The 14,166-nt window shown below is 43.9% G+C and carries 13 protein-coding genes; 8 read left to right on the forward strand and 5 right to left on the reverse strand.

Annotated elements, in window-relative coordinates:
- Positions 1 to 24: 24 nt before the first annotated feature.
- Positions 25 to 495: a hypothetical protein gene (locus AC27EZ_RS07395; protein WP_487134722.1), complete on the forward strand. Its 471-nt coding sequence runs from the start codon at positions 25 to 27 to the stop codon at positions 493 to 495.
- Here AC27EZ_RS07395 and AC27EZ_RS07400 read toward each other — a convergent pair.
- From AC27EZ_RS07400 to AC27EZ_RS07415, 4 genes are all read right to left on the reverse strand, one after another.
- Complete coding sequence (locus tag AC27EZ_RS07400; RefSeq protein WP_487134723.1) at positions 492 to 959, reverse strand: DUF6641 family protein; 468 nt, start codon at positions 957 to 959, stop codon at positions 492 to 494. The genes AC27EZ_RS07395 and AC27EZ_RS07400 overlap by 4 nt on opposite strands.
- A 36-nt stretch (positions 960 to 995) precedes the next feature.
- Positions 996 to 3,011 carry an AAA family ATPase gene (locus AC27EZ_RS07405; protein WP_487134724.1) on the reverse strand — a complete coding sequence of 672 codons (2,016 nt, stop codon included), beginning with the start codon at positions 3,009 to 3,011 and terminating at the stop codon, positions 996 to 998.
- Positions 3,008 to 3,907, reverse strand: a complete 900-nt coding sequence (locus AC27EZ_RS07410) for a tyrosine-type recombinase/integrase (protein ID WP_487134725.1) — start codon at positions 3,905 to 3,907, stop codon at positions 3,008 to 3,010. Before AC27EZ_RS07410 ends, AC27EZ_RS07405 begins: the two co-directional genes overlap by 4 nt.
- A 153-nt stretch (positions 3,908 to 4,060) precedes the next feature.
- Positions 4,061 to 4,738, reverse strand: a complete 678-nt coding sequence (locus AC27EZ_RS07415; protein ID WP_487134726.1) for a hypothetical protein — start codon at positions 4,736 to 4,738, stop codon at positions 4,061 to 4,063.
- A gap of 212 nt (positions 4,739 to 4,950) precedes the next feature.
- Between AC27EZ_RS07415 and AC27EZ_RS07420 the strand changes: the two genes are divergently transcribed.
- Entirely contained in the window at positions 4,951 to 5,670 is a 720-nt protein-coding gene (locus AC27EZ_RS07420) for a hypothetical protein (protein ID WP_487134727.1), read from the forward strand.
- A 127-nt stretch (positions 5,671 to 5,797) separates the two neighbouring features.
- Entirely contained in the window at positions 5,798 to 8,590 is a 2,793-nt protein-coding gene (locus tag AC27EZ_RS07425) for a UvrD-helicase domain-containing protein (protein WP_487134728.1), read from the forward strand.
- Positions 8,591 to 8,604: 14 nt separating this feature from the next.
- Here AC27EZ_RS07425 and AC27EZ_RS07430 read toward each other — a convergent pair whose 3' ends face one another.
- A complete protein-coding gene (locus AC27EZ_RS07430) occupies positions 8,605 to 8,862 on the reverse strand; it encodes a helix-turn-helix domain-containing protein (protein WP_487134729.1) in 258 nt (85 codons plus the stop codon).
- 152 nt (positions 8,863 to 9,014) lie between these two features.
- Between AC27EZ_RS07430 and AC27EZ_RS07435 the strand changes: the two genes are divergently transcribed.
- The 5 genes from AC27EZ_RS07435 (at position 9,015) to AC27EZ_RS07455 (ending at position 14,020) form a co-directional block, all read left to right on the forward strand.
- The gene (locus AC27EZ_RS07435) at positions 9,015 to 10,931 is read left to right on the forward strand and encodes a KAP family P-loop NTPase fold protein (RefSeq protein WP_487134730.1); all 1,917 of its coding nucleotides are present in this window, start codon (positions 9,015 to 9,017) and stop codon (positions 10,929 to 10,931) included.
- Positions 10,932 to 10,937: 6 nt separating this feature from the next.
- Positions 10,938 to 12,140 (forward strand): AAA family ATPase, encoded by a 1,203-nt coding sequence (locus AC27EZ_RS07440; RefSeq protein ID WP_487134731.1) that lies wholly within the window; start codon positions 10,938 to 10,940, stop codon positions 12,138 to 12,140.
- Entirely contained in the window at positions 12,137 to 12,838 is a 702-nt protein-coding gene (locus tag AC27EZ_RS07445) for a hypothetical protein (protein WP_487134732.1), read from the forward strand. Before AC27EZ_RS07440 ends, AC27EZ_RS07445 begins: the two co-directional genes overlap by 4 nt.
- Positions 12,839 to 12,885: 47 nt before the next feature.
- On the forward strand, positions 12,886 to 13,635 hold the full coding sequence (locus AC27EZ_RS07450; RefSeq protein ID WP_487134733.1) for an HNH endonuclease family protein: 750 nt from the start codon (positions 12,886 to 12,888) through the stop codon (positions 13,633 to 13,635).
- Positions 13,636 to 13,756: 121 nt separating this feature from the next.
- The gene (locus AC27EZ_RS07455) at positions 13,757 to 14,020 is read left to right on the forward strand and encodes a hypothetical protein (protein WP_487134734.1); all 264 of its coding nucleotides are present in this window, start codon (positions 13,757 to 13,759) and stop codon (positions 14,018 to 14,020) included.
- Positions 14,021 to 14,166: the final 146 nt, after the last annotated feature.

Consider the following 14,166-nt stretch of genomic DNA (forward strand, 5'->3'; position numbering starts at 1 on the left):
ACCAGTCCACAACAGGTAAACATCATGGCAACCGTTAAGTTTCCACAACACATTCCATTGCAGCCTGAGTTTGTGCGCTATATATTGGCCGAGCTTCAGGTATCCACACAGCGGCGTAAAGGCCAACCTTTGTGTCTCAAACACTACTCCGTGACTGCCTATCCCCATTGCCGAGAAGCCTACTGTGCGCACTTTTCACGGTTTGGTGAGCAGTTTTACTTTACCCAGTTGGCAGGCTACGAACTCATCAACGGCAAGGCTGAACTCTGGGGGTATGCCGATAACATAAAGTTGGAAAACAACGGCGAGACCCACCACCTTATCAATCGGCGTGGGTTACGGTTGACCACCTTTATACTGTGTTGGCAGGACTTTGTGCTAACGCATATCCGCGGTCATGAGTCTGATCGTGTACTCCATCCACCCATTCCCGATTATCCAACAATTTCTCCAGAGTACGACCTTGAAAGTGCCTATGATGAGTTGCCGACTTAACGCTTCGCCGTTTTGGTGTTGGCAGTGGTTTTGGTCTGCGTTTCAGGTTTGGTGGGTGGCAACAAGAATGTGTCGAACTCGCCTTTTTCCACCGCGCTAATTAAGGTGTTGATGGTGTCAGGCAGTTTGGCCTTATCACCGACATCAATCGCAGGTTTGCCTTTTTGCAGTTCAATGGGCTTGATACCAATTTTGACCTCCAAAAAGTAATGGCCTTCGGTATCGTAATACCACGGTCTGACGGTCACTTGTCTGCGTTGTTTAGTGCGCTCTCCCGTTTCGGGGTCCTTAACCATTTTCTCTTTGTACGCGACGAAGGGTTTGTTTTCGAGCATGCAAATCGCCAGCTCTTTTTGTTGTTCAAGTCGGTCAATTAGCTTTATGCGCTTGTTTAAAATCGGCGGTTGCTTCTTGATTTCAGGGCGTGCAGTGACCTTGAGTGAACTCAATACGGATGTTGTCATGGTAATTACCTCTTAGGTTGGTGTAGATGTTTCGATTTACTTGGCGATAAAGCCAATGGGGTTAGAAGAGCGTTTTCGTTTGTTTTCCGCTTCTAGCAGCGTGAAAGCTTGCTTGCGAAGCGCGGATAATGGCGTAAAGCGTTTGCGGCGTTGCAATAGCGCAAAATCGCCTGGGGTTAATTGTGACAGTGCAGTAAGTCTTGCTTTATCTGCCGCAGGTACATGGGTAAGTGCCAGCACGTTTTGATATAGCGTGATAACTTGATGCGCGTTTAGATAGTCACATTCAAGCTTAAAATCGAAGCGTCGAAGCACCGCTTTGTCTAGTCGTTTTTCATAGTTGGTGGCAGCAAACAGGGGGTGGGTGAAACACTCCATTTGCGCCAGCAGTTCGTTGACGAGTTGTACTTCATGAGTGGCTTGTGCAAAGTCGCGTGAACTTAACAGGCTATCGACTTCATCGAGTAGTAACATGTCACCGACACGGTGCGCTTCACGAAACAGTGCGGCCACATGCTGTTCGCTTTCACCCACATATTTGCTCAAGACATCCGAGCCTGTAATTCGCTTCAGTTTTCGTTGGTGTATGTTAGCTAGATGATGTGCAAACGCCGTTTTGCCCGTGCCTGCTGGACCTGTGAGCAGTACCCGCACCGATGCATTGTTTTTCACCGCATCAGTGATAGTGGCAAGTTCGGCGGTAGATTGTTTGATGTTAAGCAGGCGCATATCAAAGTCCATATCACCGCGATAACGCATTGTACGTTCAAGTAAACCTGCCGCATCTAAGCTGCTTTCGATAACCTGTGTCACCGTGTTTTCTGCCTGCTTGCTCGTGTGCTTAATCACTTTTGCCACATGCCCGGCATTGGCAATGTGCGCAGGTGTGATGTTATCAAGCTGCACTAACGATTGTTTAAACGGTTTGCTTAACCGTAAACCTTTTAAATGCGGTTTAGCGATGGTGAGCAAGGTATCGCCTTCAGGCGGCTGTACATCAAGCACCACCTTAAAGCGCCGAATAAAACTCGGCTCCAAGCAGTGCACATGGTTGGTGGTCCAAATAACAGGTAATGCATTATGCTCAAGCAATCGATGCAGCGTGTCTTTGCTGTATTTGTCATCAGATTGATGAAACAGGCTTTCGCACTCATCGATTAACAGCACTACGTTATCATCGGGGTTTAACAGTTCGCTGACCATCGCAAGGTGTTGCAAACGAGTTTTGCTGGCATGGGCGCTGTCTAACTCTGCCACCAATCCAGAGCTTTGCTGGTTGCGACTGCGAATATCATAGGCATCAAGGCAGGCGTATTCGGCAAGAGCTTTGGCAAGCTGTGTTTTGCCACTGCCCGATGGCCCATGCAGTAAGATATTAATGCCAGTACAGTGCTGTTCACTGGCATAGCTTAGGTAGTCAGCGACAATATCGGTCTCCACATAACTAAACTGGTCAAGCGTAAATTCTGCGGGCTCAGACAGCGTGACCATCCGCTCTACCAAGTCGGCTTTGCTGGTGAGCGTGTTATGAAGTAAAGCATCTTGAAGGGCTGGCGGTAGCTCTTCACCTGTTATGCCATTTAGATGATACGTGTCCAGCAAGTGCAGACGATGTAACCGCTGCATTGCCTCTTGCAAATCATTGACGGAAAGACCCGCCAAATCAGCGAAAGTCGCATCGATATCCCACCGTGCATCCATGAACTCCGCTTTAAAAAAGAAGTCACGAAACCCCATATGCGTATTCATCGCCAGAATGAAGCTGAGCACATAGCCAAACTGTTCATCAATGTTGAACAGGTCGCAAAACGACATACAGTTTGTGGTTATTCGCTTGACGCCTTTGCCGAATACACGGTGTTCTTCTAGCAGTGCTTTGGCATCGCCAATGCCTATATCATCAATGCCTAAACGCTTATCGAGCACGTTTTCAATCATAGTTGCTGAGATAACCTCTTCGTCGTCATACACGTAGTTGAGAATGTCGATAGCAATGTTGATCGCAATACCATGAATAGGATTGCCCAGTATGAGGTCACGACGTTTCATCATGCACCTCCGTATGACAAGGCATTCGCTGCCCGTTTCATCGTCTTGTGGTCGCGTTTGTCATAAATGGCGGTCGTGGAGATATCGGCATGACCTGCCATTTGGCGCACTGTGTTTATATCTACACCTTGGTCAAGCAGACGGGTAATGTAGGTGCGGCGTAAGTCATGGGGCGAAGCATCAATACCGCATTGCGCTAACCGTGTTTTGACGATTTTATACAGGCCAGCAGAGGCCAGCGATTGACGGCTGTTAATCGTACCGGATTTTGATACCTTGCAGACCAGCCAACACGAATCATCATCAATGTACTTTAACCACTGCTTGATACACTGTTTTACCCATTTAGGCAGGTAACAGGTGCGCGTTTTGTTGCCTTTGCCTTGCTGGACAGTGACTGATGAAGCACTAAAATCAATATCTTCAACACGAAGTGCTATCACTTCAGATAGGCGTAAACCCAAGCCCAGAAAGAGGGCGAATACAAGGTGGTCACGCCGGCCAATTAAAGAGCCATCGTGTTCAAAGTTGGCGAACAGGAACTCGACCTGTTCTGTAGATAGTGGCTTACCGGGATGTTCACCGTGGCGCAGACGTGGCAAAGCTTGTAGCTGCAAAGACTGTTTTTCAGACGCTTCGCCTGCAAGCACAGCAATCTTCACAATGCCTTTTATCGCAGTCATGCCGCGATTGATATAACGCGCCGACCAGCCACGTTGTTGCATTAGTGCAAGCAAGTGCATTGCTTGGGGATAGTCAATCTGTGTGAAATTGTTTACTGCTTCAGTAGCAGACCAGTCTAAAAGGCTTGCGATACTCTCAAGCTGAGAGCGTACAGCACGTCTGCCGCTAGGCGATAATCTGCTCAAATACAGTGAATAGGGGGTGTTTATTGTCATAGAAAGCATGGTGTTGTTGATGTCATAACACCACGCTATCAGGCTTAGTTAAGGACCTGTAGGGCTGTTTTTCGCGGGGTTTGCGGTTAAAGAGAGGGCAGCGTTTGCTGCCCTTGACCACTGTTTTAAAACGTTAGATTGTGTACGGGAAAATTAATTTTCTGGCGTTGTTACCATGTCCATGATCTCTTGAATATCATGAATTAAATCCTCCAATAAATTAGGCTCGATGGCTGGCAGTAGCTTTTTAACCTTCCCAAGCGCATCATCTGAGCTGCTCTCAGTCTTTGTTTTTTTGGGAATAATTTTTCCATCTATTTCCAAATCGTCACACTTTGTCTTGAACAGCTTTGCTGACTTCGGTTTGCCACCAAGAGCGTCGACAATAGTTTTCCAATAGCATTCTTCGTAAGCATAGAATTTTAAAACCACTGTCATAGGCCACTTTCCTTGAGGTAGCTTAAGCTCTATTTCGACATAGGCAACTTGCAAATATCGATATGCTGAAGAGTGCTGCTCAGCAGGTAAACGCTCTTTAAAGCATTGCCGACAACCTTTGATTCCTGGGTCAAAATTCAAAGCTTCATGCAGGCCGTCATCAAGAAATTCATAGATTGAATCCCTTAACGCGATACCGCTATTCCGAATGCGCGCTAATGAATTTCTTGCTCTATTTGCAGGTGATATTTCTTCCTCGGTGTCAGGCTCGTTTTTACTCTTCTCTCGAGCGGACGGAGATCTGCGATTTTTATATTCATCGTTGCGCTTACCGTCTTTACCTCTGCGTCGGGAATTTGGATTTGGCGTGTTTCGGTTTGTTTTTTTTTGCATTTTGTTTCTCCTAAATGCGGATTTGACAGTGGTCTCCGGGAAATTAGGAAGTTCGCTTTGATTTCTGCAAAAAAGAAAATAAAAACCGTAACCCTTTGTATTGTTTAGATATTTATTTCTGTGTAAATATTTAAACAATTAACAGAATTTGACAAAAATGAATCAATAACCATTAATTCTCATTATGATGAATATTTTGTGCTGCTTATAAAATGGGAAAACGAACAATAAAAGATTGGGAGGCGCTTGCTAAATGGCTAACCGCCAGACCCAAGTCACTTGTTGCTTATCCGAGTGGATTTCAAAATGCTCTGAAAGAATTGTTGTTAGTGCCAGAGAAATCTAAAACAGAACGGATCGTTCGCATTGAGCAGGATTTCCTACGGCTAGAGAATAGGCTACAGCAACGTTGTACTGGCTATTTAAACCGTCAAAAGAAAAAATATCTTGATGACTCTCATTACACAGCATTCGATGAGCAGTTGGCAAAGCTGAAAGAGCTCTCTGGTGCTGGTGAAATATCTCATGGCAACGCCATTCAACTTGCACTAAGCATTGCAATTGCATTTTTTGAAAACGATTTGGACGGCATGTTTAGTGGCAATAATTTTGATTACGATGAAGACATTAAATATGACGAGGAAGATTTTGACGGTTCAAACCAAACATTACACACAAACTTTAGTATTGACGAAGAAGTTTTTGACCCTGAATTTATGTTACCTAGCGAGATCAATGAATATGATTTGGTACAGAAAATTTCATTTTTCGAAAATGAAAAGTTTAATGATGAGAGATCAACTGAAGTAATTGTTGCCATTGGAGAGTTGGATAGCTTGCTAAATGAATGGGTTAAGAGGAGCAGAGTTATAGGCTCTAAGCTGGCAGATAACGGTGATAAAGAGGCTGGTGAGTTTGACTTTCAGCCGTAGTAGTAGCAGAAAACACCTTTTTTCGCATATGCGAAAAACAAGAAACATGCCCTTAGACTATGTACTAGAAGGTATGACACTATCACTATTTCACATATTCAATTCTAACGTATTCTGAAGCTAATCCATGACATCGTTTAACGCCATTCCACCAGATCACCACTTTGAAGATGTTCACTGGACTCAGAAATTTGAACCTCACACATCGTTAAAACAACTGACGAAATACAATGCCGAAATCCGCGCACTGATCAACGTAAAAACTTTCGATTACGTTGACGATGTTGAAAAAATTCTGAATGTTGTACAAAACAAAGATATTTGTGCGCAACAATCGGCGTTGCTGAAGAAGTACTTAAAATCACCAGATAAATATTTGCAGTTAGATGTCGATGCATTTGTGTTGTTGTGGAACTGCAACGAAAATAAATTGGTTGACTCGATCCTCTCACATAACGCTCTTGAACATTTTAGTGTCAAAGCGTTAGCGCGAATCCTAACAGTCAAGCCAGAAAGCGATGTAGGCAAGGTAAATTCAGGTTACAGTAAAACGAGCGATACCATTTATTACACCCACCGCTTCTCTCTTTCCCTGTTTGGTAATCTTTATAAAAAGATTCAGTTGTATGTTGCGGATGGCACGAAAGGTAATGGTGAGCGTTGGGTAAAGATTGACATTAAGCCTACCCACTTCAGCACGTTTGAATTACAAATCATGTTCAGTCATCTTCGTGCAGTAGCCACAAAGTCCATTGGAAAAGGCGCGTTTGATACGCTAATGAATAATGCATTTGTCGAACGCATAGACATTGGTTTTAATCTGCCGGGAATGTCACAGCTATTTCTGTTTATAAACCATTATCTTAATAAGAAAGTCAGAGCTGGCGAATGTTGGCCACAAGATGATGATGTCCTAGCTCAGACCACTTACATCGGACGAAGAATTCAAAACAATCATCATATTGTGTACGACAAGCTGCTGAAAGAACTCAAGCTACATGCGCTTAAACAAGGGTGGTATGCAAAACGCAGGCAGAGTGAGCTAGATAAGCATACTGTAACGGCACGGGTGGAGCGTCGCCACTGGTTTAGATATCCACGCTATCTCGACAAAGCGTCAAATAAAAAACTTTACCGTCCCTTATTAAAACTCAAAGAGTTAATTAAAACCCTACCAATAGGAGTTCAGACCCTTAAGAACGAAATGCATAACGTGCAGCTCGACTTCTCGGATATTCACTTTTTAAATCCGGAACTATTGCCCCTCATACCAACGAAAAAGCTCAAGCAGGCGTTATTTGATAAGAGTGTAGGTTGGTCAGAAGGCAAGCCTGCTTCGATATGGAAGGCATTTAGAACAGCCAAAGTTAAACAGCGCAAGTACTCCATTAAGCTAGATGAAGTCTGGTATGAGAAAGAGTGTAAGCGATTAATAACAAGGTTGGTTGAGACTGTTTGTTTACATCGAATAAAAGCATTAAAAAAAGACCAGTATGAAGCCTATTTTAAATGGTGGCGTGACTGCGACACGAACATACTGTTTAACTATGACACGCCAGTGCCTACAACGGTTGACCATGAAAAAGACTACCGAAGTTGGCGTAATGCAGGAGTCAGCAAACATCCACTAACGATTGTGTATGGCGGAGCCGGTACGGGAAAGACGAGGCTATTGCTTGAACATACTGAATGGCTTATTGGTGAGCGGAAAGTTGAGCCTAAGAACGTATATAGCATCGCCTTTACCAACGCTGCTGTTGATGAGCTAGAAGGAAGATGTTTTCAAAGTAAAGTATTCCAAAAGCATGGCTTACCTACCTTGGCGACATTCACGTCTTGGTGTGGGCAAATGCTCAATCTTGATAAGCAGAGCGTTGAGAAGACTACTTTTCTCGACTTAGAGGATTACGGCAACAAGCGTTCGGAATATCTGGTTGAAGAACTTGGTCTAGTAAAAGAGCTATCAGAGAAGGTTGATAATGTCTTATCGTTTGCGTGTAAGGACATAAAGTCTCACGAGTGGGCTATCGCAGAGCTAGGGTTTGAAAAGCAAAAAGAGGACATTCTCAATGCTATACAAACCTATCAAGCTCATAAAGGCTCTAGTAAATGGGACTTTGATGATGTACTCGTGTTATTAGAAAAACAGCTAAAAGGTGAAGCTTTCGCAAGGAAAGTAGCAAATTGTGTTTCCCACCTATTGCTGGATGAAATGCAGGACTGTAATCGCGTTCAACTGCGTATTATCGAAAAATTGATCAGAGCTGGTATTAGAGTGTTCATGGTGGGTGATACCTCCCAATCAATCTATGCATTTCGAGGTAGTAAGCCTGAGCTGATAGATCGCATTTTAACCAAGCACGAACCAAAAATATTCAGATTAAGTAGGCAGCGCAGGGCTAATCTTTCAATATTGCGTCTTACTAACTTCGTTAGGGGGTTTACGGGTGGCAATAGTAACGTACTAACGTCACTCAATCCGTGCGAAGGCACACGTCCCAAGATGTTAGTAGCGAAAGAGTTGGCGCACGCAAAATCAGAACTGATTGCCTATATCAAAGAAATATCTAGCTCTGATATCAAAGTCCTTGCTAGAACAAACAACCAAGTTGAGACTCTGCAACAAGACCTTGATGGTGTTGTTAATGCCGAAAACGTCATTACTATGCATAAAGCCAAGGGCATAGAGTGCGATACGTGTATCGTAATCGATCCACGGTTTTCAAACACCAAAAGAGAAAACCGACTTGAGTATCACCGACTCATATATACGGCGTTATCGCGTCCTAGTGACAATCTACTCATCCTCAAAAAGGATACAACCACCCACTTCTATCGAGACGGAGAAGAAGAGGATCTTAACATTCTTGACGTTGTATCGAGCCTGCCAGAGCTATGTGATGTAAAGCGTATTGACTGAAAGATAACAATCCTCTATTTGCATTTATACGACTCTATCGTGTTTTCAAGTCTTGTTACTAACTCGATTAACGTCGTATCAAGGACATGACACAGCTCTCTTAACTGTATAATGTCCAGCCTTCTTACGCCGCGTTCGACATCGCTCATAAAAGATTGAGGGCGGCCAAGCGCCGCTGAACATTGAGCTTGTGTTAGCCCTGACTCTGCTCTCATTGATTTAATAAGTTTTAAAAAAATATCGTGTTCACGTGTATAGAGTGTCTTTGACATATCCGCATCTCATTTGTTGGCGGACAAGCACTCTATATCTGAATATTAGATATCTGATTTTCAGATATTCTGTGCTAGATTGGTGTGTGACATGTTCAGCGCAAGCATTGCGCTCGAACGTTATGTTTTACGCTTATCAGAGGACGACGCTCATGCACACTATTCCCCACGCTGTACAAGATATTCCGCTAGGTGAAGGCAGTGATTTTAAAGATGAAATGTTGGGACTCACTCGGTATGCATTAGCACTTAGCCAGTTCATCGTGCAGTGCGGTACGCCCATGACTATCGCTATTCAGGGGGATTGGGGTACAGGCAAAACAAGCATGATGCGCTTGATTGAGTCGACACTGGCCAATGAAGAAGCGGTAAAGGTTGGATCATTTTGGTTCAACACATGGCAGTATTCGCAGTTTTCATCGAATAGTTCGTTGTTGCCACTCATCTTCTTGGAAAGTTTAACGCGACAGCTTAAACAGCGATTGGATGAAAAAAGCTCTGATATGCTGAAGAAAGTGCAAGGTTCATTAAACACTCTTAAACCTTTTCTTTTCGCAGCAGGACGAGGTGTTGCCTATGCCGCAACAGGTGGTATTGCGACAGAGGTTTACGACGAAGCAAGAAAACAGGGGGGCGGAGGAAATACGAATACCTTGGCATTGTCGGATGCACTCTCTAACCTTAAACGTGATTTGACAATGTATGTCGAAAAAATCTGTGAAGATGAAGGGCTTAACCGCATCGTTATCTTTATTGATGATTTAGATCGCATTCGGCCTGAAAGTGCCATTGAACTGCTTGAAACACTTAAACTCTTTGTCGATATCCCCAAGTGCGTATTCGTGCTGGCACTTGATATCAGTGTGGTGAAAAAAGGCGTGAGTGCCAAATTTGGCACCGATGAAGTCGACGCCGAAGGGCGCAGTTTTTTCGATAAGATCATCCAGTTGCCCTTTCAAATGCCTACTGTGACATACGGTGCACACATTAAAACGTACCTCACTCGCCTCTTAGAGCGATCGAACTACGGCAATGGCATGTCAGATGAAGGGCTAACGACATGTGCGAACCTGCTCACGACCAGTATTGGCACGAACCCAAGAAGCATTAAACGATTGATTAATGTGCTCTCCTTAATGAGTATTTCGCACAGTCTGGAAACCTCTGACGAAAAGCTAGACTTAGACAACGATGAGCACGATCAGTTACTTTTATTTGGATTTACGTGCTTTCAGATAGCTTACGAGCCGCTGTTTTCCTTTATCTATCGCACAGAGAGCTTAGATTTCTTACTGTTTGATTTACTAGATTGGGACAGCCACGAGGAGGATCCCCATCTTGCCGAATTCATCCGCCTTCTTAAACGCGCTGAAGCTGAGAAAAAGCAGCCTAAAGTCTTTTTACGGTTGCTAGCTGATGTTGTTGATGAGAATGGGGATGGAGATTTCGATGATGCTGAGATGCAGAAAGTTAAACGCATCGCGCAAGGGCTTCAGTTAACTTCAGTAGATGATGACGACACGTCATATTCTAGTTCACGAACAGGTACTGACGAGGAGCGAAAGGTTGCCATTTCTGAATATTTTAGTGTGCTATTTGAAGAGTTAGTCCAGCAACCATTAGATTTCATAATTATTCCTACACTGGATGAGTGCAAAATCAAGCGAGATGGGGATACGACACGATTTAAAATCGTGTCAAAAGCAAAAACGACACGGTATTTCAAAGCGGCATTTTCATTTGCCATATCAGATGCAGAACGCACTTACGACTCTCCCGATAGTATCTCACTTGTCTGTGAAATTACCGTCGATGATGGCGATGACATTATCGCGCAGTATGCCAGCGGAAGACGAAAGGCACACCGTGCGTTAAACGACATTTGCAGCGAGATGGAAACAGTAGCCTCTCAGTATAATCTCGACGTTCACGCACATGCTTATAAGAGCATAATAATCATCAAAAAGGTGATTAAGCTTAACAACGACGAAGAACAGAACCAGCAAGAGGTGAGGCAGGGGTTAGATGAGTTAGACCAATGCCTAAGCGAGCTGTTAGGAGTCGAGTAGCGCAGTATGAGTGACTTAGAACGCGTTCAGTTTTTTTACGATAATGGCAACATCGAGTACGTCGGCACGGTGCATCCAGTCACGCAACAGTTTCACGGTAAGGGCGTTTTGTTCGCAGAAGAAGGGCACTTACTTTATGTAGGTGAATTTGCAGAGGGTGACTTTGAAGGAGAAGGGATTGCTTACTTCCCAAACGGAATCAAGTTCAGTGAAGGAACATGGGTAGATAATAAACTGCATGGAAAGGGTAAAGTTTATGATGAACAGGGGAAATTGGGTTATGAAGGCTATTTAAAAGATAATCGTCCTTGCGCAAGGCGTGATGTGGAAAACCCTGAAGAATGGGCCAAGGTTGAAGGAGTCAAAGCTAGCCATAAAGCACTTGAAACACTTATGGAGGAGCTAGAAGCGTTTATCGGTTTGGGCTCGGTTAAAAAGGAAATCAAAAGCCTTATCAACCTCGTTAAAGTCCAAAAAATCAGACGCGAGCATGATTTGCCTGAGCTCTCTATAAGCCTTCATATGGTTTTGACGGGGAATCCGGGCACGGGCAAAACAACCATCGCCCGTCAGATTGCCAGTATCTTAGGCACGTTAGGCGTGTTATCTAAAGGCCATATGGTAGAAACAGACCGTTCAGGGCTGGTAGCAGGATTTGTCGGGCAAACAGGTATCAAAGTCACCGATATCGTTGATGAAGCAACGGGCGGTGTGCTATTTATCGATGAAGCCTATGCATTGGTGAAAGATGACCGAGACCAATACGGCGAGGAAGCCATAGCAACGTTGCTTAAACTCATGGAAGACCGCCGCGATGACTTGGTGGTTATCATGGCTGGCTATCAAAAAGAAATGAATGCGATGCTTCAAGTAAACCCGGGGCTCGCGTCGCGATTCAACCGTTATATCGACTTTCCTGACTACAGTGCCAGCGAACTGGTATCAATCTCTGACCTTATCTGCAAACAAAATGGCTATGTTCTTGATGAAGGCGCGAGACAGTTTCTAAATAAAGTCTACAGCGTCGCTATTAGCAGAAAGAAAAAGAACTTCGCGAACGGTCGCCTTGCGAGAAATCTGTTCGAACGAGCCATTGTTCACCAATCAAATCGCATCATTAATGAAAACATGAACACGGAGTTGGCGCTGACGACCCTCAAAGTCGATGACATCAAGGCCGTTCTTAAAAATAAGGAAATTCAGCTATGAAGCATAAAGTAGCTAGCGTAATTTTTTGTGTATTTATGTTGTGTTGTTTGTCCTTAAGCGTTTCTGCACAAACAAATCAAGACCAACAAACGCTGTCAGAAGCGGCACAAGATAAAGTAGAAGTCATCAAAGATAAGTCGGGATTAAAGCCCATAAGTGCTAAACAGTATGATGCGATTATCATCGTAATGTTGGTTGTTGTTATCTGGGGCACCATAAGCGGATTTAGACAAAACACAACGGTATTTTATAACTTTGATGATTTGGCATTGTGCTTTGGTATGGTTGCCTCGCCTGCTGCAATTGGTTTTTTGTGGATGGTATTTGGTTTCTCTACTGACCTGTATTTTATATTGTCGGGCATCGCGGTCTTAGCATGTTTATTTGGGGTGCTACATTACACATGGCAGTCGGGCGTAAGGGGAATGTTTCCTGTCGTATTTGTGACGAAAGTGTTCTGGGGTACGCTGACGATGTTGGCGATATGGTGGTTACTCTCGCCGCCCGGGAAAAATGCAGAAGCACGACGCGGAGCAAGAGCACTAGCAACGATGTTTTTGTTAATTGCCGCGCCTGTAGTGGCAAAACTGGTGAAATATAAAGAAGGACGTTTCTTCAATCCTACCAGCTTGTCTCGTTCAGGTATTACCAATATCGGAAAAATAAGGAACTCGTTCAAAGGTGATAATAACCAATAACCTTGGCAATATAGGGTAATTGTAAAAGAAACAAGAACAAGGCAATCATGATTCGAAATACATCAATACTCGTTCTACTGAGCTTTTTTATATTCGCATGCACGTTTCCTAATGACGCATACGCCCAAGTCAAGAAAAGCACATCGGGCATATGTCATGACTCATCGAGTGCATCCTACAATCGAACCAAGAACTTCGAAGCCTTTAGTACTATTGAAGCCTGTCTTGAAAGCGGTGGCCGATTACCCAAAGCAAAATCGGCATACCAACAAGCTGAAAAAGAGGCGCAAAACGAAGGTAGAGCCTTCACCTCTGACTACGATAGAGCCGATTGGCCGCATTGGATTGATGATGATAGTGACTGCCAGAACACGCGCCACGAAATGTTGATATCAACATCTAACATTCCTGTCGAGTTTAAAACCGATAAAGGCTGCCAAGTCGCCGTCGGTGAATGGTATGACCCGTATTCAGGTGAAACATTTGCCGATTCTTCCGCACTAGACCTTGACCACATTGTTCCGCTCAAGTTTGCACATGGTCATGGTGGCGATAAATGGTCCCGCGACAAACGACAGACATTTGCAAATGATCCTGAAAACCTCTTACTGGTCAAAGCATCGCTTAATCGACAAAAAGGTGCCAAAGGCTTAGACGAGTGGTTACCTCCGAATCATGCCTACAGATGTGAATACATAGAACGATTTATGTACGTCATCGACAAATATGGTCTCCTGCTTATTGCTAGCGAGAAAAGAGTCATCAATAGAATGCAGAAAGCCTGTAGCGGTAATTAGCGCATGTAAAATGACGGAAGAGTCATCGCAAAAAATAGAACAACCGTGCGCTAGTCCAGTTACTTGTTCGATGAAAGTAAGTTAGATTTAATCGAATTGTTCTCTTGAATGAGTTTTTGACATGGAATGTTCATTCGCTAATGAAGTGAAAGCTATTGTTGCCGACACCTACCTCGCTTATACCTCTGATATTGACGGTGCAGAAGCATTTAGACGCTTCGTTTCGAGATCAAAACCTCTTGTTGATGTTAGGAGAGATCCAAGATTTTCAGCGTTTACAGACGAGGAGCTGATTGATGAAATGGTTTTGCTAGAGGCAGATATACTTATTGTATTAAGAGGACATGTGCAGAAAGGCTCTCATCTACAGCTTGTATGCAAATGAATCGGTGTTTAGTAAAGTGAATAGCTGTACCGGACGTCTAGTATCACCAATGAGTTATCACTAAAATAGTTTTCATACAGCCTGTACGAGTAGCAAGCATTTTACTTTTCCCGTGAAAACACGGAAGATGGTTTGTCATGGAGAAA

The organism is Alteromonas sp. 4NH20-0056 (assembly GCF_057539655.1).